Source organism: Klenkia brasiliensis (assembly GCF_900100695.1).
Taxonomy (GTDB): domain Bacteria; phylum Actinomycetota; class Actinomycetes; order Mycobacteriales; family Geodermatophilaceae; genus Klenkia; species Klenkia brasiliensis.
On the sequence record NZ_FNCF01000005.1, the window covers coordinates 24,152 to 42,759 of the forward strand.

An 18,608-nucleotide genomic window follows, 5' to 3' on the forward strand; every position below is an offset into this window, starting at 1 on the left:
GATGTGGCAGCTACGGAGCAGTGTCCGACACTACGACTGGGGCGATGACTCGATCATCCCCGAACTCCTGGGTCTGGAGGCCGACGGCCGGCCCTGGGCGGAGCTGTGGATGGGGGCCCACCCCGACGAGCCCAGCCTGCTGCCCGACGGCCGCGGGCTGGACGCCGCCGTCGCGGCCGACCCGGAGGGCCTGCTCGGCGAGCCGGTGCGCCGGCGGTTCGGCGACCGGCTGCCCTTCCTGATGAAGGTGCTCGCCGCCGGGTCCCCGCTGTCGCTGCAGGCCCACCCCACCAAGGCGCAGGCCGAGGCCGGCTTCGCCGCCGAGGAGGAGGCCGGCGTCCCGCGCGAGGACCCCACCCGCACCTACAAGGACGCCAACCACAAGCCGGAGATCCTCTGCGCGCTGACCCCGGTGGAGGCGCTCTGCGGGTTCCGGCCGGTGGAGGAGTCGCTGCACTGCCTGGCCAAGCTGCAGCTGCCCGAGCTCAAGCCCACCATCGCCGCGCTGGCCCGGGGTGGGCTGAAGGTCGCCGTCCCGCAGCTGCTGGCCCTGTCCGGCCGGCGTCGGCAGTCCCTCGTGGCGGCGGTCGCCGACCGCGCGGCCGCGTCGGTGGCCGCCAACGACCCGGAGTTCATCAACACCTACCGCTGGGCCGCGCGCCTGGCGGAGAAGTACCCGGGCGACCCCGGCGTGGTCATCTCGCTGATGTGCAACCACCTCACCCTGCAGCCGGGCGAGGCCGTGTTCCTCCCGGCGGGCAACCTGCACGCCTACCTGGCCGGCAGCGGCGTCGAGCTGATGGCGAACTCGGACAACGTGCTGCGCGGCGGGCTGACGCCCAAGCACATCGACCTGGCCGCCCTGGTCGAGGTGCTCGACTTCACCGACGGCAAGGTGCCCGTGCTGCGCCCGGTCCTGGGCCCGGGCGGGCTGCGCTACCCGGTGCCGATCGACGACTTCGACCTGACCCGGGTGCAGCTGGACGGGCAGCCGGGCGAGCTCACGACCCCGGGCCCGCAGATCCTGCTGTGCGTCGAGCAGACCGCCGTGCTGGCGGCGGGCGGGGAGCAGGTCACCCTGCAGCCGGGCGGCGCGGCGTTCGTGCCCGCGGGGGAGACGCTGCACGTCAGCGGCCCCGCGGTGCTCTTCCGGGCCACCACCGCCCTGCTCTGAGGCCCCGGCGCGGGCCGTGCCGACGCGTTATCCTGGTCGGCGGCACGAGCCCCGCCGAAGCCTCGGCATGCTCGCTCACGAACAGATCCGACGCTGCCGCAGCCACCGGGCGCGGCCGGGACCCACTCTGGAGCGACATGACCGCCAGCACTGGCGCGCGCACCCTGACCGACGGCGACTTCAAGGTCGCCGACCTCTCCCTCGCCGGCTTCGGCCGCAAGGAGATCACCCTCGCCGAGCACGAGATGCCCGGGCTCATGGCCCTGCGCGCCGAGTACGCCGAGGAGCAGCCGCTGGCCGGCGCCCGCATCGCCGGCTCGCTGCACATGACCGTGCAGACCGCCGTCCTCATAGAGACCCTGACCGCGCTGGGCGCCGACGTCCGCTGGGTCTCCTGCAACATCTTCTCCACCCAGGACCACGCCGCCGCGGCGATCGCCGTCGGCCCCGAGGGCACCCCCGAGGCCCCGGCCGGCGTGCCGGTCTTCGCCTGGAAGGGCGAGACGCTGGAGGAGTACTGGTGGTGCACCCAGCGCCTGTTCGAGTTCCGTGACCCCTCCGGCACGGTCATCGGCCCGAACATGATCCTGGACGACGGCGGCGACGCCACGATGCTGGTGCACCTGGGCACCCGGTTCGCCGCCGACGGCGCGGTGCCCGACACCACCGAGGCCGACAGCGAGGAGTTCGGCGTCGTGCTGCAGGTGCTGCGCGACACCCTCGCCGCCGACCCGCAGGTCTGGACCCGCATCGGTGAGGGCATCAAGGGCGTCACCGAGGAGACCACCACCGGTGTGCTGCGGCTGTACGAGCTCGCCCGCGACGGCCGTCTGCTCTTCCCGGCCATCAACGTCAACGACTCGGTGACCAAGAGCAAGTTCGACAACCTCTACGGCTGCCGGCACTCCCTCATCGACGGCATCAACCGCGCCACCGACGTCATGATCGGTGGCAAGGTCGCCGTCGTCTGCGGTTTCGGCGACGTCGGCAAGGGCTGCGCCGAGGCGCTGCGCGGCCAGGGCGCCCGGGTGATCGTCACCGAGATCGACCCGATCTGCGCGCTGCAGGCGGCGATGGAGGGCTACCAGGTCACCACCCTGGACGACGTCATCTCCCAGGCCGACATCGTGGTCACCACGACCGGCAACAAGGACATCATCTCGGCCGAGCAGCTGGCCGCCACGAAGCACCAGGCGATCATCGGCAACATCGGGCACTTCGACAACGAGATCGACATGGCCGGCCTGGCCCGCACCCCGGGCATCGTGAAGACCACCATCAAGCCGCAGGTCGACGAGTGGCGGTTCCCCGACGGCCACACGATCATCGTGCTCTCCGAGGGCCGGCTGCTGAACCTGGGCAACGCCACCGGGCACCCCAGCTTCGTGATGAGCAACTCCTTCACCAACCAGGTGCTCGCCCAGATCGAGCTGTGGGGCAACCGCGCCGCCTACGAGGGCAAGACCCCCGGCGTCACCGTGCTGCCCAAGCACCTGGACGAGAAGGTGGCCCGGCTGCACCTGGACGCGCTCGGCGTCAAGCTGACCGAGCTGACCAAGGTGCAGGCCGACTACCTCGGCGTGCCGGTCGAGGGTCCGTACAAGAGCGACCACTACCGGTACTGACGCACCCCACCGCACCCGCCCGGGTCAGCCGACCCGGGCGGGTGCGGTACCCGCCCGGCCCCCACGCGCACAATGGGCCCGTGCCCTCCTCCGCCGTGCCCGGTTCCGCCCGCGGACGCGTGCTGGTCGTCGACGACGACGCCGCGCTCGCCGAGATGCTCGGCATCGTGCTGCGCCGCGAGGGGTACGAGCCGGCCTTCGTCGCCGACGGCGCCCGCGCGCTGGCCACCTTCGCGCAGGTCCGCCCCGACCTGGTGCTGCTGGACCTCATGCTGCCCGGCCGCAACGGCCTGCAGATCTGCGGGGACATCCGCGCCCAGTCCGGCGTGCCGATCATCATGCTGACGGCCAAGGGCGACACCATCGACGTGGTGCAGGGCCTGGAGGCCGGCGCCGACGACTACGTCACCAAGCCCTTCAAGCCCGTCGAGCTGGTCGCGCGGGTGCGCTCGCAGCTGCGCCGCGGGGAGACCGGTCAGGCCGAGACGCTGAGCATCGGCGACCTGACCATCGACGTGCCCGCCCACCAGGTCAGCCGCGGCGGGGAGTCCATCGCGCTGACCCCGCTGGAGTTCGACCTGCTGGTCGCGCTGGCCCGCAAGCCGCGCCAGGTGTTCACCCGCGAGCTGCTGCTCGAGCAGGTGTGGGGCTACCGGCACGCCGCCGACACCCGCCTGGTGAACGTGCACGTGCAGCGGCTGCGCTCGAAGGTCGAGCGCGACCCCGAGCGCCCCGAGGTCGTGCTGACCGTGCGCGGGGTGGGCTACAAGGCCGGCCCGGCATGACCCGGCGGTGAACCGCCGCGCGGCGGTCGCCGCGGCGCTGCGCCGTGCCTCGGCGTCGGGCTGGCGGGCCTGGCGCTCCTCGCTGCAGCTGCGCATCGGCGCGATCACCATGCTGGTGGCCGGTGTCGTGGTGGTCGTGGTCAGCGTCGTGCTGTTCAACCAGATCAAGAGCCAGCTGCTCGACGTCAAGCGCGAGGCCGCGATCGACCAGGCGCAGTCCGGGGTCGCCTACGCCCAGTCGCAGGTCTCGGGCATCGTCACCGGCGACGCGGCCAGCGTGCGCACCACCCTGGCCCGCACCGTCCGCGAGCTGCAGAGCCGCAACGGCGAGGCCGGCAACTTCGACACCGTGCTGGTCTACCGCACCGGGGACGTCGCCCGCCCGGCCGCCAGCCGCCAGCAGCTCTACCCCAACCTGCCGCCGGAGCTGGTGGCCGCCGTCGACTCCGGCACCCAGGTGTGGCAGTACGCCACCGTGCCCGAGGGCGGCTCCCGCGACGTGCCGACCCTGCTCGTCGGGGCGCCGGTGCCCATCGACGGGCAGGGCGGGGAGCAGGTCGACCTGTACTACGCCTTCCCGTTGGACCAGGAGCAGCAGACGCTGTCGCTGGTGCGCAGCACGGTGGCCATCAGCGGCATCGCGCTGACCCTGTTCGTGGTCGGCATCGGCGTGCTGGTCACCCGGCTGGTCGTCGGCCCCGTGCGGCAGGCCGCGCAGGGCGCGCAGCGGCTGGCCGAGGGCCGGCTGGAGGAGCGCCTGGCGGTCAGCGGCAGCGACGACCTGGCCCGGCTGGCCAGCAGCTTCAACGCGATGGCCGACAGCCTGCAGAAGCAGATCACCCAGCTGGAGGCGCTGTCGCAGCTGCAGCAGCGGTTCACCTCCGACGTCTCCCACGAGCTGCGCACCCCGCTGACCACGGTGCAGATGGCCGCGGAGGTGCTGCACGAGTCGCGCGGGGACTTCGACCCGGCGCTGGCCCGGTCCGCCGAGCTGCTCTACGCCGAGGTCAACCGGTTCGAGGCGCTGCTGTCGGACCTGCTGGAGATCAGCCGGTACGACGCGGGGGCGGCGCAGCTGGAGGCCGAGCCGACCGACCTGGGGCCGCTGCTGCGGCGGGTCGCGGGCGACCTGGCGAGCCTGGCCGACCGGCACGGCTGCGAGCTGCAGGTGCGCACCCCCGACCGGCCGGTGATCGCCGACGTCGACGCGCGCCGGGTGCAGCGGGTGCTGCGCAACCTCGTCGGCAACGCCATCGAGCACGGTGCCGGCCACCCGGTCGAGCTCACCCTCGCCGCCAACCGGACGGCGGCGGCGGTCACCGTGCGCGACCACGGCATCGGGTTGGACTCCGAGGAGGCCCAGCACGTGTTCGACCGGTTCTGGCGGGCCGACCCGGCCCGGGTGCGCACCGTCGGAGGGTCGGGCCTGGGGCTGTCCATCAGCCTGGAGGACGCCCGGCTGCACGGCGGGTGGCTGCAGGTGTGGGGCCAGCCCGGGCAGGGCGCGCAGTTCCGGCTCACCCTGCCGCTGACCGAGGGCGCCGAGCTGACCGGGTCGCCGCTGCCGCTGCGCCCGGTCGTCGTCCGCCGGGTCCGGAGCCCGCGGTGAGGGCCCGTGCCGCCGCGGCCCTGCTCGCGCTGGGCGTGCTGGCCGGGTGCGGCACCGTCCCCGACAGCTCGGCGCCGGTGCAGATCACCCAGGTCGCCGAGCCGCCCGGCGACATCGGCATCGAGGCGCTGCCGCCGGTGGCCGGGGCGAGCCCGGAGGAGGTGGTGCGCGGCTTCGTCGACGCGATGGCCAGCACCACCCGCAACCACCCCGTGGCCCGGCAGTACCTGACCCGCGAGGCGGCGGGGGAGTGGGACGACACCGACGGCGTCACGGTCATCAGCGCCGACTACGCCCCGGTGGCGTCGGCCGACGGGAGCGTCACGCTCACCGCGGGCCTGGTCGGCAAGGTGGACACGCAGGGCTCGTTCACCGTGGGCGCCGGCCAGGCCTTCGCGTTCACCTTCGCCCTGACCGAGGAGGACGGGGAGTGGCGGATCGCCAACCCCACCGACGGCCTCGTGCAGCTCGAGCCGGACTTCGCCCGCACCTACGACCAGGTCAACGCGTTCTTCCTCGACCCCACCGGCACCCGGGTGGTCCCCGACCCCCGGTTCCTGGTGTCGGGGGAGTCCCAGCCCACGGCGCTGGTGGACCGGCTGCTCGTCGGCCCCTCGACCGCGGTGGCCGCGGGGGTCGTCAACCCCGCCGCCGGGGTGGAGCTGCGCAGCAACGTGGCCGTCGACCAGCAGGTGGCGACGGTGGACCTGACCGGCCTGCCGACCGGGGGCGCCGACGCGCTCAACGTGCTCTGCGCGCAGCTGGTGTGGTCGCTGGACCAGCTGGACGACGTCCGGGCCGTGCGGGTGACCGTGGACGGCGAACCGGTCGACCTGCCCGGCGTCCCCGACGTGCAGACCGTCGACGACTGGGCCTCCTTCGACCCCGACGCGGTGCCCGCCGCCTCCGTCGGGCACTACGTGGCCGACGGCGCGCTGCGCACGGTGACCGCCGGCGAGGTCGTCCCCGGCGCGGCGGGCACCGGCCAGCTGGGGCTGGTGTCGGCCGCGGTCACCGCCGACGCGCGCACCAACGAGCTGGGCACCACGGTCGCGGTCGCGGTCGTGGGCGGGAGCACGACGCTGCTGGCCGGGCCCTACGGCGGCGACCTGACCGCGGTGCTCACCGCGGGGAGCTTCACGGTGCCGACGGTCTCGGCCACCCGCGAGGAGGTCTGGACGGTCCGCGACGGCACGGAGGTCATCCGGGTCCCGGCCACCGGTTCGCCGCAGACGGTCAGCGCCACCACCCTGCCCGGCCTCGGCCCGGCCCGGGTGTTCCGGCTCTCGCCCGACGGGGTGCGGGCCGCGGTCGTGGTGGACGGGCCCGACGGCGGCCAGCTGCTGGTGGGCACGGTCGTGCGGGACGACGACCAGGTGGCGGTGCGCGACCTGCGCGCGGTGGCGCCGGACCTGTCGCAGGTCGTCGACGTCGCCTGGCGCACCGCCTCGTCGCTGGTGGTGCTGGCCGGGGCCCGCGACGAGGACGGCACCGGCCCCTACACCGTCGGCGTCGACGGGTGGGGCCTGGACGCGCTGAGCAGCGCCGGGTTGCCGGCCCAGCCCACCGCGGTGGCCGCGGCGCCGTCCCGCCCGGTGCTCGTCGTGGCCGGCGGCACGCTGTGGCAGCTGGCCGCGGGCACCTGGTCCACCCTGGTCCGCGGCCAGGGCCCGGTCGCCGGCGGGAGCCCGTTCTACCCGCTCTGAGCGCTGTCCACAGGCCCGGCCGCGCCGGGCCGGCACCGGGCACGATCGGCACCGTGCTGCGTGCGCTGGTGGCCTCCCTGGTGGGCTCGACGGTGGACCTCGTGCTGCCCCGGGTGTGCGCGGGGTGCGGCCGCCCCGGCCACGTGCTGTGCCCGCGGTGCGCGCAGCTGCTGGCCCGGCCGCGGCTGGCCGCGCCCCGCCGGCACCCCGACGGGTTCCCGCCGACGGTCGCGGCCGGGGCCTACGCCGGGCCGGTGCGGCCGGCCGTCGTCGCGTTCAAGGAGCGGGGCCGCGCCGAGCTGGCCGGCCCGCTCGGCGCAGCGCTGGCCCTGGCCGTGGCGGCCCTCCGGTCGGCCACCGACCCGGGCGCGCCCGTCGTCCTCGTGCCGCTGCCCAGCAGCCGCGCGGCGCTGCGGGAACGGGGGCGCGACCACGTCGGCGAGCTGGCCCGTGCGGCGGTCCGCGAGCTGCGCCGGGCCGGGGTGCCGGCGGGGGTCGGCGACTGGCTGGGGCGCCGGGGCCGGGTGCGCGACTCCACCGGCCTGGACGTCGGCGGCCGCCGGGCCAACCTGGCGGGCACCTTCACCGCGAGCCCGCCGGCCCGGCCGCACGGGCTGGTGGTGCTGGTCGACGACGTGGTCACCACCGGGGCGACGCTCACCGAGGCCGCCGCGGCGCTGGCCCGGCCCGGCCTGCCGGTCCTCGCCGCAGTGGTGGCGGCGACCCCGCGTGGCGTGACCCCGGGCGTGGCGGCGCCCGGACCTGGGGTGTTCACCGTGCGCAGCCCCTGAGGACCCCGTGGGTGGACCTCCTGCACTGTCGCATCGGGCCCGGCGCGGCTAGCGTCGGGGCGATCACACCCGAGTTCGGGAGGTCACATGGAGATCGTCGTCCGAGGTCGCAACGTCGAGGTGCCCGAGCACTTCCGGCAGACCGTCGAGGACAAGGTCGGCCAGCTGGAGCGCTTCGACGGCAAGATCGAGCGCCTCGACGTGGAGCTGCTCCACGAGAAGAACCCGCGCCAGTCGGCGAACTGCCAGCGCGTGGAGATCACCCTGCGCGGCAAGGGCCCGGTGGCCCGCGCCGAGGCCTGCGCGGCGGACTTCCTGTCCGCCCTGGACGCCGCCGTCGGCAAGCTGGAGAACCGGCTGCGGCGGGCCGCCGACCGCCGTCGCGTGCACCACGGCCGGCGCACCCCGGCCAGCCTCCGCCTGGACGGGTCGGCCGCCGCGGCGGCCCTCGGGGAGCTGGACCAGCGGCTGGCCGACGCCGACGCCCCGGCCGAGCCGGAGGAGAACCTCCCCGGCCGCGTCGTGCGCGAGAAGCAGCACCCGGCCACCCCGATGACCGTCGACCAGGCGCTGCTCGAGATGGAGCTCGTCGGCCACGACTTCTTCCTGTTCGCCTGCGCCGAGACCGGTCAGCCCACCGTGGTCTACCGCCGGCACGCCTACGACTACGGCCTGATCCGGCTGTCGGGCGCACCGGTGGCCACCCCGGCCGCGGCCCCGGCTGCGGCTGCGGCGAAGGAGCCCGCGCGCGTGTAGTCGGCACCCCCCGGTGGCCCGTCCTGCTCGGCAGGGCGGGCCACCGTCGGGTCAGAGGGTCCCGAGCACCCGGTCGACGGCGATCTCCAGCACCACGCGCGCCGGGTTCTCCCGCGGCTGGCGGTACCGGGCGGCGTAGCGGGCCACCGCGTCGGCCACCGACGCCGGGTCCTCCCGCACGGTCGCGGTGCCCTCCAGGGTCACCCAGCGCCGGCCGTCGACCGAGCAGACCGCCACCCGCGCGGTGCCGCCCGCGGCGCGCACGTGCCGGGCCTTGACCGACGTCCCCGAGGTGATCACCCGGGCCGTCGCGGTGGCGGGGTCCAGGGTGACCCCGACCGGGACCACGTGCGGGCTGCCGTCGGCGCGCAGCGTGGTCAGCGTCGCCAGGTGCCGCTCGGTGAAGAAGGTGCGCAGGTCGTCGGAGAACTCGGGGCGGGCCACCGGCGCAGCCTAGGGCCTGCCCGGACCCACCGGTCCGACCTGCGCAAGCGCCGCTGGCGGGGCAGGATCCCCGCCGTGGAGCTGCAGGGGTCGCGGGTGTGGGTGGTCGGGGCGAGCGGGGTGCTCGGGGGTGCGCTGGCCCGCGGGCTGGCCGCCGCGGGCGCGCAGGTGGCGCTGGCCGGGCGGGACGCCGGGCGCACCGCGGCGCTGGCGCAGGAGCTGGGCGGGGTGCCCACCCAGGTGCTCGACGCCGTCGACGTGGAGTCCGGCCGGGCGGCGGCGCAGGCGGCCGCCGAGGCCCTGGGCGGGCTGGACGCCGTCGTGGTGGCCACCGGCGTGGTCGCGTTCGGCCCGGCGGCCGAGGCCGACGACGCCGTGGTCGAGGAGCTGTTCGCGGTGAACACCCTGGGCCCGATGAGCCTGGTGCGCGCCGTCCTGCCGCGGTTGACCGACGGCGGGGCGGTGGTGCTGCTGTCGGCGATCGTGGCCGACGCGCCGACGCTGCAGATGGCCGAGTACTCCGCGTCCAAGGCCGCGCTGTCGGCGTGGGCCTCGGTGCTGCGCCGGGAGCTGCGGTCGCGCCGGGTCGCCGTCCTCGACGTCAAGCCCCCGCACGTGGACACCGGCCTGGTCGACCGTGCGCTGGCCGGCGCGCCGCCCCGGCTGCCGGAGGGCTTCCCCGCCCGGGCCGTGGTCGACGCCGTCCTGGACGGCATGCGGCAGGGCGCCAAGGAGGTCGCACTCGACCCGCGGGCCGGGGAACTCGTCCTGCGCTGAGCCGGGGTGGTGGCGGGACGGCACTACATTGGTCGCGTGGTGTTCTCCAAGATCCTGCGCGCCGGTGAGGGCAAGATCGTCCGGCGGCTGTCCAAGATCGCGGACGCGGTCGAGTCCCTCGAGGCCGACGTCGTCGACCTGACCGACGCCGAGCTGCGCGCGAAGACCGACGAGTTCAAGGAGCGCTACGCCGACGGCGAGTCGCTGGACTCGATGCTCCCCGAGGCGTTCGCCGTGGTCCGCGAGGGCGCCGGGCGCACGCTGGGCCAGCGGCACTACCGCGTGCAGCTCATGGGTGGCGCGGCGCTGCACCTGGGCAACATCGCCGAGATGCGCACCGGTGAGGGCAAGACGCTGACCGGCGTCCTGCCGGCCTACCTCAACGCGCTCACCGGCGACGGCGTGCACGTGGTCACCACCAACGACTACCTGGCCAAGCGCGACGCCGAGTGGATGGGCCGGGTGCACCGCTTCCTGGGCCTGTCGGTGGGCACCATCCTGTCCGGGGAGAAGCCCGCCCAGCGCCGCGAGCAGTACCTGTGCGACATCACGCACGGCACGAACAACGAGTTCGGCTTCGACTACCTGCGCGACAACATGGCCTGGACCAAGGGCGACCTGGTGCAGCGCGGCCACCACTTCGCGATCGTCGACGAGGTCGACTCCATCCTCATCGACGAGGCCCGCACGCCGCTGATCATCAGCGGCCCGGCCGAGCAGTCGGCCAAGTGGTACGGCGAGTTCGCCCGCATCGCCCCGCTGCTCAAGCGCGACCGGCACTACGAGGTCGAGGAGAGCAAGCGCACCGTCGCCATCACCGAGGAGGGCGTCGAGTTCGTCGAGGACCAGCTCGGCATCGACAACCTCTACGAGGCGGTCAACACCCCGCTGATCGGGTACCTGAACAACGCGCTGAAGGCCAAGGAGCTCTTCCACCGCGACCAGGAGTACATCGTCACCAACGGCGAGGTGCTCATCGTCGACGAGTTCACCGGCCGCGTGCTGGCCGGCCGCCGCTACAACGAGGGCATGCACCAGGCCATCGAGGCCAAGGAGAAGGTGGCGATCAAGGACGAGAACCAGACCCTCGCCACCATCACGCTGCAGAACTACTTCCGGCTCTACGAGAAGCTCTCCGGGATGACCGGCACCGCCCAGACCGAGGCGGCCGAGCTCAACCAGACCTACAAGGTCGGCGTCGTGCCCATCCCGACGAACCGGCCGATGGTCCGCGAGGACCGCTCCGACGTCATCTACAAGACCGAGAAGGCCAAGTTCGAGGCCGTCGTCGACGACATCGCCGAGCGGGTCGAGGCCGGGCAGCCGGTCCTGGTCGGCACCGCGTCGGTCGAGAAGTCCGAGGTGGTGAGCAAGTACCTGCTCAAGCGGGGCATCCCGCACGAGGTGCTCAACGCCAAGAACCACGCCCGGGAGGCCGCGATCGTGGCCCAGGCCGGCCGGCTGGCGGCGGTCACCGTGGCCACCAACATGGCCGGCCGCGGCACCGACATCCAGCTCGGCGGCAACCCCGAGGTCATCGCCGACGACGAGCTGCGCGCCCGCGGCCTGTCGCCGACGGAGACCCCCGAGGAGTACGAGGCCGCCTGGGACGACGCGCTGGCGCAGGCCAAGGCGCAGGTGGCCAAGGAGCACGAGGAGGTCGTCGAGGCCGGCGGGCTCTACGTGCTGGGCACCGAGCGGCACGAGAGCCGCCGGATCGACAACCAGCTGCGCGGCCGGTCGGGCCGGCAGGGCGACCCGGGGGAGTCCCGGTTCTACCTCTCGCTGGGCGATGACCTCATGCGGCGGTTCAACGGCCCGATGCTCGAGTCGATGATGACCACGCTGCGGGTCCCCGAGGACCAGCCGATCGAGTCCAAGATGGTCAGCCGCGCCATCCGCTCGGCCCAGACGCAGGTCGAGCAGCAGAACTTCGAGACCCGCAAGGACGTCCTGAAGTACGACGAGGTGCTCAACCGGCAGCGCACCGTCATCTACGACGAGCGCCGCAAGGTGCTCGACGGCGAGGACCTGCACGAGCAGGTCGAGTCGATGCTCGACGACGTCGTCGCCGCCTACGTCGACGGCGCCACCGAGGCCGGCTACGCCGAGGACTGGGACCTCGAGCAGCTGTGGACCGGGCTCAAGGCGCTCTACCCGGTGGGCATCACCGTCGAGGAGCTGCTCGACGAGCACGCCGAGGGCGACCAGTCCGCGCTCACCGCCGACGTGCTCAAGCGCGAGCTGCTGGCCGACGTCCAGGCGCAGTACGAGGTCCGCGAGGAGACCCTCGGCAGCGAGGTCACCCGCGAGCTCGAGCGCCGGGTCCTGCTCAGCGTGCTGGACCGCAAGTGGCGCGAGCACCTGTACGAGATGGACTACCTGCGGGCCGGCATCCACCTGCGCGCGATGGCCAACCGCGACCCGGTCGTGGAGTACCAGCGCGAGGGCTACGACATGTTCAACGCGATGCTCGACGGGATCAAGGAGGAGTCCGTCGGCTTCCTGTTCAACCTCGAGGTCAAGACCAAGGAGCAGACCGAGGCCGAGGCCAAGGCCAAGCAGGACGCCGCCGAGGCCGAGGCGCTGGCCCGCGCCCAGGCCGGCAACGAGCGGGTGCTGGCCCGGGAGGCGGCCGCCCGTGCGCAGCAGGCGATGAAGCCCGCCGAGCCGGCGCCCCAGCCGACGGCCAGTGCGCGGCGCTCCCCGGCGCCGGAGGCCGCTGCCGAGCCGGTCGCCACCGGCACCGGTCCGGAGCTGGCGGTCAAGGGTCTGGAGGCGCCGGCGCCGGCCGCCGGGCTGACCTACTCCGCCCCCGGTCTGGACTCCTCGGCGGCCGAGGGGCGGACCGGCAAGGCCGGCGCGGCGAAGACGGCCACGGTCACCGGCACCAAGGCGCCGGCGCGCAACGCGCCCTGCCCCTGCGGGTCGGGCAAGAAGTACAAGCAGTGCCACGGAGCCGCGGGGGCCTGACCGGGCACCCGGGTCGGCCGACCGCCCCGCCCAGCCGGCGGGGTGGTCAGCCGACCTGCAGGGCGGTGCACCGCCAGCCGCCCTCCACGACCTCCAGCCGGGCCGCGACCGCGTGGGCCCGGCCGTTGCGGCGGGCCACCGCGCACACCTCGGCGACCCCCTCCACCGGCTCGGCCACCCGGACCGCGCCCACCAGCAGGGGCCCGCTGCCGGCCACGCACCAGTGCGGGCGCCGGCCCTGGCTGACCGCGGTGAACACCGGCAGCGTGTAGGCCGAGCGGAGCTGGGCGAAGGGGCGGCGCCCGCCGAAGGCCTCCAGCGTCATGGTCACCAGCCGGTGGGCCACCGGTCCCGGGTCGGGGAGCCCGCGGCGCCGGGCGGGCGGTCCCTGCGGGGCGCCCGGTCGCGGGCCCGGCAGCAGGTGCGGCCGGGGCGAGGGCACGCCGGGGCGCAGCAGCCGGGTGACCGGCGCGGGGTCCAGGGCCGGGCCGGGGGTGTCGACCAGGCGCAGCCGGACCTGCCGCCACGGGTCGTGCGCCGGGTCGGGGCACGGGTCGGACCGCGGGTCGGGACCCGGGTCGGGCCACGGTGCGGTCAGCGGGGCCGGGGTGCTCATGGGGGGTGTCTCCTCGGGTGGGCGGGTCGGGTCAGGGGGCGCGCAGGACCTGGCCGGGCAGCAGCAGGTCGGGGTCCGGGCCGATCACCGCGGCGTTGACCTGCCACCAGGCCGCGACGGCGTCGGCGACGGCCGCTGGTCCGGGCGCACCGGCCGCGCCCGGTCGGGCGGCGAGCCAGGTGGCGGCGATGTCCCACAGGCAGTCGCCGCGCACCACGACGTGGGCCCCGGCCGGCGCCGGGGCCGGCCAGTCGGGCACCGGCGCGAGGTCACCGGCCAGGCCCCGGTCCGCCGTGCCGGTGGTGACCTGCTGGGCCGCGGTCACCGCGAGCGCGGGCCCGGTGGGGGCGGCGGCGACGACCGGGGCGGTGGCCAGCGAGAGGCCCACGGCGAGGGCGGCGGCCCGGCGCAGCGTGGCCGGCAGCAGCAGGCGCAGCAGCGGTGCCGCGACCCGGGCGAGGGGCGGGGGACCGCTGCTGGCGACGGTGAGGACCAGCCCCAGCACGCCCCACGCCCAGCACGCCGCGGCCAGCGCCCAGACGACGGGCACGAGCAGGGCGTCGGGACCGGCGGTGTCGACCACCCGCTGCGGGTCGGCGAGCACGGCGGCCCACGCGGCCGGGTCGGGGGCGAGGGCACGCAGACCCGCCCCGGCGGCCAGCACCACGAGCGTGGTGGTGGCCCAGCGCTGCACGGACATGGGACCTCCTCGGGATCTGTCGACAGCGAACACGACCATCGCAATCAAATGCAAGCAAATGCACGCATCTGTGGATGGGTAGGGTCCGGCCATGCGCTGGGAGCAGCTGTTCGCCGACCTCGAGGCGGCCTTCGCGGCCGAGCAGGCCGCGGCCGAGGACCTGGCGTCGCGCACGCGTGCCGAGGTGGGCGCGGTCCGGCTGGCCGACCGGCTGCGCGGCAGCACCGGGCGCGACGTCGCGCTGGACTGCGCGGGCGCCGGGCGGGTGGCGGGACGGCTGGTCGACGTCGGCAGCGACTGGGTGCTGCTGGCCGCCGAGCGGGGTCAGGAGCTGCTGGTGGCGACCGGGTGCCTGCGCGCGGTCGGCGGCCTGGGGCCGGTGACCGCACCGGCCGACGAGCCGGGGGTGGTGGCCCGGTCCTGGGACCTGCGCCGGGCGGTGCGCGGCCTGGCCCGGGACCGGGCGGCGGTGCGCTGCGTGCTCCAGGACGGCACCGTCCTCACCGGGACGGTGGACCGGGTCGGCGCGGACTTCCTCGAGCTGGCCGAGCACCACCTCGACCAGCCCCGGCGGCGCACCGCGGTCACGTCCGTGCGCGCGGTGGTGCTGGGTGCGGTGGCGCTGCTCGCCTCGCCCGGCGCCGGGTGAGGCCGGTCAGGCGTCCTGCGTGCGCCCCTCGGGTCGGGCGGGCTCGGGCGGCGGGGTGGACCCGCGGGCCTCGGCGTACTTCTGCTGGATGAAGCGCTCGAGCTCGTCGCGCTCGACCCGCCACTGCCCCCGCCCGCCGATCTGGATGGCGATGAGCTCCTTGCGCCGCACCAGGGCGTAGGCCTGCGACCACGAGACGTTGAGCGTCTCGGCGACGTCGTCGAGGGTCAGGAAGCGGGGCGTGGCCATCGGGGTGGTGTGTCTCCCTCCAGAGGTGGCCGCCAGTCTGGCACCTCCGGCCTGCCCCGGTGGGGTGGGTCCACAGGCCGATCCGTCCACAGGCACTGCACGTGGACCGCGCCGTCGGTCATCATCTGCACCTGTTCGCGCCCGAACGGCCGCGACCGCGGAGAACGGGGACCAGATGACGGGCAGTGCGCTGCTGGACGGCAGGACCGCGGGCGGCCCCGGTGCCCCCGGTGCGCCGCCGGCCGGGCCCGTGCCGCGCCGGGTGCGGCCACCGCGGTGGCTGGACCTGCGCTTGGTGCTCGGTGTGCTGCTGGTGCTGGGCTCGGTGCTGGTCGGTGCCCGCGTGGTGACGGCGGCCGGTGCCACCGTGCCCGTGTGGTCCGCCGCGACGGACCTGGCCGCGGGCAGCGTGCTGCGCGCCGACGACCTGGTCGCCGTGCAGGTGCGGCTCGACGACGTCGCCGCCGGCTACCTGGCCGCCTCGACCGACCCCGCGGGCCAGGTCCTCGGCCGGGCGGTGCTGGCCGGCGAGCTGGTCCCGCGCGCGGCCCTCGAGCCGGCGTCCGAGCAGGTCCAGCTCGCCCTCCCGGTCCAGGCCGGGTACGCCCCGCCGGGCCTGGCCCGGGGCCAGCGGGTCGACGTCTACGCCGTGGCCGACCCGGCGGCGGGGGCCACCGACACCTCGGGGGAGGTGTCCCTCGTGCTCGCCGGCGCCCCCGTGCAGGCGGTGTCCGGCCGCGGCGAGGGCGTGCTGTCGGCCGCGACCACGACCATCCAGGTCGTGGTCGGGCTGGACGCCGACGACGTCCCCGGCGTGCTGTCGGCCGTCGGCGGCCGGGCGCTGGTGGTCGTGGTGCGCGACGGCGCCGCCGGGGGCGGGCCGGCCACCGTCCCCACGACGGTCCCGGTGCCGACCACGGCGGGCCCGACCGGCTGATGGCGCTGCAGGTCTTCACCGCCACGACCGGGGCGGCGTGGGAGTCCGAGCTCGTCGGGGCGCTGGACCGCGCCGACCACGGCGTCGTCGTCGTCCGCCGGTTCGTCGACCTGGCCGACCTGCTGGCCGCGGCCGGCACGGGCACCGGGCAGGCCGTCCTGCTGTCGGCCGAGCTGCGCCGGCTCGACGGGGACGCCGTGGCCCGGCTGACGGCCGCCGGCGTCGCGGTGGTGGGTCTGGTCGAGCCCGGGGACGACGAGGCCGCCGAACGGCTGCGCCGGCTGGGCGTGGGCCGGGTGCTGCCCGCCGACACCGATGCTGCCGGCATCGCCGCCGCGCTGCGCGAGGCGGTCGCGGGCCCCGCGCCCGCCCCCGGCGGACGCGACGTCGCCGACCCGCGGGCGGCCCTGCCGGCCCTGGGGCTGCCCGACGACCCGGCCGCCCGGCCCGCCGGCCGTGGCCGGGTGGTGGCGGTGTGGGGCCCGACCGGCGCCCCGGGCCGCACCACGGTGGCCGTCGGCCTGGCCGACGAGGCCGCCCGGCTCGGGGTCCCGACCCTGCTGCTGGACGCCGACGTGTACGGCGGGGTCGTGGCGCAGGTCCTCGGCCTGCTCGACGAGTCGCCGGGCATCGCCGCGGCCGCCCGCCAGGCCACGGCCGGCACCCTGGACGTCGCCCGGCTCGCCCGGCTGGCCTGGGCGGTGTCGCCGCAGCTGCGGGTGCTCACCGGCCTGGCCCGCGCCGACCGGTGGCCGGAGCTGCGGCCCGGGGCGGTCGCCGCGGTGCTCGAGCAGGCCCGCCGGCTGACCGCGCTGACCGTGGTCGACTGCGCCTTCTGCGTCGAGGAGGACGAGGAGCTGTCCTTCGACACCGCCGCACCCCGCCGCAACGGCGTCACCACGACCGTCCTGGAGCAGGCCGACACGGTGCTGTGCGTCAGCGGCGCCGACCCGGTCGCCCTGCAGCGGACCATCCGCGCGCTCGGGCAGCTGCGCGACGTGCTGCCCGGCGTGGAGCCGGGGGTGCTGGTCAACCAGGTCCGCCGCGGCCCGGTGCCGGGGGACCCCGAGCAGGAGATCGGGACGGCGCTGGCCCGGTTCACCGGCGCCCGCGTGGCCGGGTTCCTGCCCGCCGACCGGCGGGCGACCGACGCCGCGCTGGCCGCCGGCCGCACCCTCGCCGAGGTCGCCGACCGCTCCCCGCTGCGCCTGGGGTTGCGGTCGCTGGCGGCGGAGCTGACCGGGGTGCCGGCGCCGGGGCGCCCACGTCGCCGTCGCTGACCGGCATGGCTAGGTTGGGGCCCCCGACGGAGGGAGCACCGTGGTCGACCGGCTGACCTCGCTGGACGCGTCGTTCCTCTACCTCGAGGAGCCCGACACCCCGATGCACGTCGCCGGGTTCCTGGTGCTGGAGTCCCCGCGCGGGGGCCTGGACCACGAGGACCTGGTCGACCTCGTGCGCTCCCGGCTGCCGCTGGTGCCCCGGTTCCGGCAGAAGGTCGTCGAGGTGCCCGGCCACCTGGCCAACCCCGCGTGGGTCGACGACCCCGACTTCGACGTCACCTACCACGTGCGGCGCTCGGCGCTGCCCCGGCCGGGGACCGAGGAGCAGCTGCTGGACCTGGTCGCCCGGCTGACCGCCCGGCCGCTGGACCACCACCGCCCCCTGTGGGAGATGTACCTGGTCGAGGGCCTGGCCGACGACCGGATCGCGGTGGTCACCAAGACCCACCCGGCGCTGGTCGACGGGCTGACGGCCATCGACATCGGCCAGGTCATCCTCGACGACGCCCCGGTGCCCGCCGACCGGCCCGCGCCGGCCGACGACTGGCGTCCCCGCCGGCCCCCCGGCCCGGTCGCGCTGGTCTGGGAGGCGGTGGAGGAGGCGGTGCAGCGGCCCACCGCGGTGCTGGACACCGTCCGGACCGCCACCGGCGACCTGCGCGCCACGGCGGGTCGGCTGGTGGGCACCGCCGGGTCGGTGCTCAGCGCCCTGGCCCGCACCACGGTGCGCCCGGCCCCGACCAGCCCGCTCAACGGCTCCATCGGCCGGCAGCGGCGGGTCGCGGTCGCGCGCGCGGACCTCGAGCAGCTCAAGGCGGTGCGGGCGGTGCTCGGGGGCACCGTCAACGACGTCCTGCTGGCGACGGTGACCGGGGCGCTGCGCGAGTGGCTGCTCTCCCGCGGCGAGCCGGTGGTCGGGTCGACGTCGATCCGGGCCCTGGTGCCCGTGTCGGTGCGGCCGGACGACACCGGTGTCGACGCCGACGACCCGACCGGCGGGGTGGTGTCCTCCCTGCTGCTGGACCTCCCGGTCGGCGAGCCCAACCCCCGGGTGCGGGTGGCCCGGATCGGCTACGCGATGCGCGGGGCGGCCCAGGGCGGCCAGTCGGTGGGGGCCGGCACCCTGGTCGCGCTCTCGGGGTTCGCGCCGCCGACCCTGCACGCCCTCGGCGCGCGGGCGGCCAGCGGGTTGTCCCGCCGGCTGTTCAACCTGGTGGTCACCAACGTCCCGGGCCCGCAGCAGCCGCTCTACGCCTCGGGTGCCCGGATGCTCGAGGTCTTCCCGGTGGTGCCGCTGGCCCGCGGCCAGGGGCTGGCCATCGGGCTCACCAGCTACGACGGCACGGTGTACTTCGGCCTCAACGCCGACCGCGACTCCGTCTCCGACGTCGACGTGCTGGCCGACCTCATCGAGCAGGAGGTCGCCGACCTGGTCGAGACCACCGCCGAGGGGCCGCCGGCGCCGCAACCCCCACCCACCCGCCGGGCGCCGACCCGGCGGCCGCGCAGGGGCGCGGCCGGGGGAGACTGACCG

General features: G+C 75.7%; 17 protein-coding genes. 13 read left to right on the forward strand and 4 right to left on the reverse strand.

The annotated features are described in order from the left end of the window. Position 1: 1 nt before the first annotated feature. From manA to hpf, 7 genes are all read left to right on the forward strand, one after another. Entirely contained in the window at positions 2 to 1,174 is a 1,173-nt protein-coding gene (manA, locus tag BLT39_RS15340; protein WP_091065340.1) for a mannose-6-phosphate isomerase, class I, read from the forward strand. A gap of 137 nt (positions 1,175 to 1,311) precedes the next feature. Beyond that, on the forward strand, positions 1,312 to 2,799 hold the full coding sequence (gene ahcY, locus BLT39_RS15345) for an adenosylhomocysteinase (RefSeq protein ID WP_091065343.1): 1,488 nt from the start codon (positions 1,312 to 1,314) through the stop codon (positions 2,797 to 2,799). Between the two features lie 80 nt (positions 2,800 to 2,879). Next, positions 2,880 to 3,584 (forward strand): MtrAB system response regulator MtrA, encoded by a 705-nt coding sequence (gene mtrA, locus BLT39_RS15350; RefSeq protein WP_278246997.1) that lies wholly within the window; start codon positions 2,880 to 2,882, stop codon positions 3,582 to 3,584. Between the two features lie 7 nt (positions 3,585 to 3,591). Then, entirely contained in the window at positions 3,592 to 5,193 is a 1,602-nt protein-coding gene (gene mtrB, locus BLT39_RS15355) for an MtrAB system histidine kinase MtrB (protein ID WP_242658458.1), read from the forward strand. Then, complete coding sequence (locus BLT39_RS15360; protein WP_091065346.1) at positions 5,190 to 6,899, forward strand: LpqB family beta-propeller domain-containing protein; 1,710 nt, start codon at positions 5,190 to 5,192, stop codon at positions 6,897 to 6,899. Before mtrB ends, BLT39_RS15360 begins: the two co-directional genes overlap by 4 nt. Positions 6,900 to 6,952: 53 nt before the next feature. Continuing rightward, positions 6,953 to 7,690: a ComF family protein gene (locus BLT39_RS15365; RefSeq protein WP_242658459.1), complete on the forward strand. Its 738-nt coding sequence runs from the start codon at positions 6,953 to 6,955 to the stop codon at positions 7,688 to 7,690. An 87-nt stretch (positions 7,691 to 7,777) separates the two neighbouring features. Beyond that, on the forward strand, positions 7,778 to 8,446 hold the full coding sequence (gene hpf, locus BLT39_RS15370; RefSeq protein ID WP_091065348.1) for a ribosome hibernation-promoting factor, HPF/YfiA family: 669 nt from the start codon (positions 7,778 to 7,780) through the stop codon (positions 8,444 to 8,446). A 51-nt stretch (positions 8,447 to 8,497) separates the two neighbouring features. On the opposite strand, the gene BLT39_RS15375 is transcribed toward hpf, so the two are convergent. Then, the gene (locus BLT39_RS15375) at positions 8,498 to 8,890 is read right to left on the reverse strand and encodes a pyridoxamine 5'-phosphate oxidase family protein (protein ID WP_091065351.1); all 393 of its coding nucleotides are present in this window, start codon (positions 8,888 to 8,890) and stop codon (positions 8,498 to 8,500) included. 75 nt (positions 8,891 to 8,965) lie between these two features. On the opposite strand from BLT39_RS15375, the gene BLT39_RS15380 reads away from it, so the two are divergent. Next, a complete protein-coding gene (locus tag BLT39_RS15380) occupies positions 8,966 to 9,667 on the forward strand; it encodes an SDR family NAD(P)-dependent oxidoreductase (RefSeq protein ID WP_091065352.1) in 702 nt (233 codons plus the stop codon). Positions 9,668 to 9,703: 36 nt separating this feature from the next. Continuing rightward, positions 9,704 to 12,640, forward strand: a complete 2,937-nt coding sequence (gene secA / locus BLT39_RS15385; protein WP_091065354.1) for a preprotein translocase subunit SecA — start codon at positions 9,704 to 9,706, stop codon at positions 12,638 to 12,640. Between the two features lie 46 nt (positions 12,641 to 12,686). On the opposite strand, the gene BLT39_RS15390 is transcribed toward secA, so the two are convergent. Together BLT39_RS15390 and BLT39_RS15395 are read right to left on the reverse strand one after the other, a co-directional pair. Beyond that, positions 12,687 to 13,256 (reverse strand): Rv3235 family protein, encoded by a 570-nt coding sequence (locus BLT39_RS15390; protein ID WP_091065358.1) that lies wholly within the window; start codon positions 13,254 to 13,256, stop codon positions 12,687 to 12,689. 31 nt (positions 13,257 to 13,287) lie between these two features. Further along, on the reverse strand, positions 13,288 to 13,956 hold the full coding sequence (locus tag BLT39_RS15395; RefSeq protein ID WP_091065361.1) for a LysM peptidoglycan-binding domain-containing protein: 669 nt from the start codon (positions 13,954 to 13,956) through the stop codon (positions 13,288 to 13,290). 91 nt (positions 13,957 to 14,047) lie between these two features. On the opposite strand from BLT39_RS15395, the gene BLT39_RS15400 reads away from it, so the two are divergent. After that, the gene (locus BLT39_RS15400) at positions 14,048 to 14,605 is read left to right on the forward strand and encodes a hypothetical protein (RefSeq protein ID WP_091065365.1); all 558 of its coding nucleotides are present in this window, start codon (positions 14,048 to 14,050) and stop codon (positions 14,603 to 14,605) included. 6 nt (positions 14,606 to 14,611) lie between these two features. Here the strand turns inward: BLT39_RS15400 and BLT39_RS15405 are convergent, their stop codons facing one another. Further along, a complete protein-coding gene (locus BLT39_RS15405; RefSeq protein ID WP_091065368.1) occupies positions 14,612 to 14,854 on the reverse strand; it encodes a helix-turn-helix domain-containing protein in 243 nt (80 codons plus the stop codon). 175 nt (positions 14,855 to 15,029) lie between these two features. Between BLT39_RS15405 and BLT39_RS15410 the strand changes: the two genes are divergently transcribed. From BLT39_RS15410 to BLT39_RS15420, 3 genes are read left to right on the forward strand one after another with little or no spacing between them, the layout of a single operon-like run. Continuing rightward, a complete protein-coding gene (locus BLT39_RS15410; RefSeq protein ID WP_091065371.1) occupies positions 15,030 to 15,791 on the forward strand; it encodes an SAF domain-containing protein in 762 nt (253 codons plus the stop codon). Further along, positions 15,791 to 17,071, forward strand: a complete 1,281-nt coding sequence (locus BLT39_RS15415) for a CpaE/TadZ family protein (RefSeq protein ID WP_091065375.1) — start codon at positions 15,791 to 15,793, stop codon at positions 17,069 to 17,071. Before BLT39_RS15410 ends, BLT39_RS15415 begins: the two co-directional genes overlap by 1 nt. 40 nt (positions 17,072 to 17,111) lie before the next feature. Beyond that, positions 17,112 to 18,605, forward strand: coding sequence for a WS/DGAT/MGAT family O-acyltransferase (locus tag BLT39_RS15420; protein WP_091065378.1), 1,494 nt, complete (start codon positions 17,112 to 17,114; stop codon positions 18,603 to 18,605). The last annotated feature ends 3 nt before the right edge of the window (positions 18,606 to 18,608 follow it).